This window comes from Mesorhizobium sp. M7A.F.Ca.ET.027.03.2.1 (assembly GCF_003999175.1).
Lineage (GTDB): Bacteria > Pseudomonadota > Alphaproteobacteria > Rhizobiales > Rhizobiaceae > Mesorhizobium.
Genome location: NZ_RZOM01001214.1, coordinates 1 through 1689, shown reverse-complemented (window position 1 = coordinate 1689; position 1689 = coordinate 1). Strand labels below are relative to the sequence as shown.

At 63.7% G+C, this 1689-nt stretch carries 2 protein-coding genes; both read right to left on the bottom strand.

What is annotated here, in order from left to right; genetic code table 11:
* Positions 1-70 precede the first annotated feature (70 nt).
* Positions 71-922, bottom strand: coding sequence for a RimK family alpha-L-glutamate ligase (locus EN750_RS33095; protein ID WP_245482882.1), 852 nt, complete (start codon positions 920-922; stop codon positions 71-73).
* Between the two features lie 224 nt (positions 923-1146).
* The coding region (mch, locus tag EN750_RS33090; RefSeq protein ID WP_127399172.1) for a methenyltetrahydromethanopterin cyclohydrolase at positions 1147-1689 on the bottom strand (543 nt) is incomplete at its 5' end.

The window sequence follows — 1689 nt, the reverse complement described above, 5'->3', positions numbered from 1 at the left end:
ATCTCCATCCTGCAGGCATCCTTGTAACTGGCCCGGAGGCGTTCACGCGGCAGCGCCATCCTACCGGCCCTCACGAATTCGCAGGCGCGGCAAAACGGTAGGGCCGCGGCGCGGCGGCCGCTTCGGCACGGTCGGCCAGGAGTTTCAGCAAGGCATCGGCGATTGCCTCGGCGATATTCACGGCGACCACCGATTGCAATCCCGACCAGGCGGGCATGCTGTTCACTTCGAGTATGAACAGATTGCCGTCGTCAGCCCGTACGATGTCCACGCCGGCAAAATCCGCGCCGACCGCGGCTGACGCAGCGACAGCCAGCGAGGCCAGTTCCGCCTTGCCATGATCGGAAACCTGTTCCGGCACGCCGCCCCGGTTGACGTTCGTGATCCAGTCGTCGCTGATGCGGCTCATCATCGCCACGGTCTCGCCGGCGCAGACAAAGACGCGAAAATCCCGGAAAGGCGGACCGGCACGCGACACATATTGCTGAAGGTAGTAGACGTTGTTTACTTCGTCTGCGGCCGGCAGGTCCGAGAGCGTGCGGATCAGCTTTATCCCGCGGCCTTGCGCCCCGAACAATGGTTTCAGCACCAGCGGTCCCCGCGGAAGCTCTTGCGCCGCGATCGCCGCGGCGGCAGCAAGTCCTTCCACGGCAAAGGTGGGTGGCGTGGGGAGGCCGGCATTTTTCAAGAGGAATGTCGTCATCGACTTGTCGACGCAGTGCTCGATCGCCTGCGCGGAATTCCACACGGGAACCGACAGTCTGCTTAACGCGTGCAGCACGCCGAGGCGCCGGGTAATCGCTTCGAACGATCCGGCGGCGATCGAACGGACGACCACGGCGTCGGGCAGCGTGCCGCCGAAGCCAGGGATCGAAAGCCCGCTCGGGCTGCTGGTGTCGAATGCGATCGCCGCCAGCGGCACGGCTGCAACGGCGGCGCCTCGCCGACCAAGCCCTGCCGCCAGGCCGTTCGAGCCAGTGTCCACTTTGTCGCTGACGATCAGGATACGAGGGATCATGTGGCCTCTCGGGTACGGGAACCTCGGAGGCGCGAGCGATCCCGCGCCCCCATGGCCGCGTCGGGGCTGCACGAAATGCAGTCGTCGGGCAGGCGAATGACGGCCGAATCCCTTGGCACCGCCATGCTCTAGCCGAGACTTCGTTCGAGCATTTTCAGATCACGCCGACCGGCGCGAAACGTATCGCCGGTTTCGATCGCTGTCACGATCACTTCGGCCGGGCTGAACAGCAGCGGGTCGATGGCATAGAAATCGCCCTTGAACCGCGTGAAGATCTCGGCGAAGGGTTGGCCATAGTCCCGTGAGGCGCTGCTTGGGAGTTTTTCCGCGAGTTTGCCAGCTTCTTTCGCCGATCCTTTCACGAAGAGCTGCACGCTGCCGCCATAGATGATGGCATCGTTGGTTCGGCCCATGGCGGTCAGGAAATCCGGATGGGGGGCGGGGATCGGAGCCGTTCCGATGCCATCGACAACGTTCTCCAGCGGGAATTTGAGATCGTTGATCTTGTGCAGAGCAACCTCGAGCGCGCGCGCAACGATCTGCACGCCGCCGGCAAGACTTTGTGTCGGCGCATAGAGGAAGGTGAGCTTTTCCGCCGCCAGTCCAGTTGCCTTGCCCACTTTCTCAACGATCGCGCGGGGAGGCGGTTCGGCCGTCTCCAGGATAAGCAC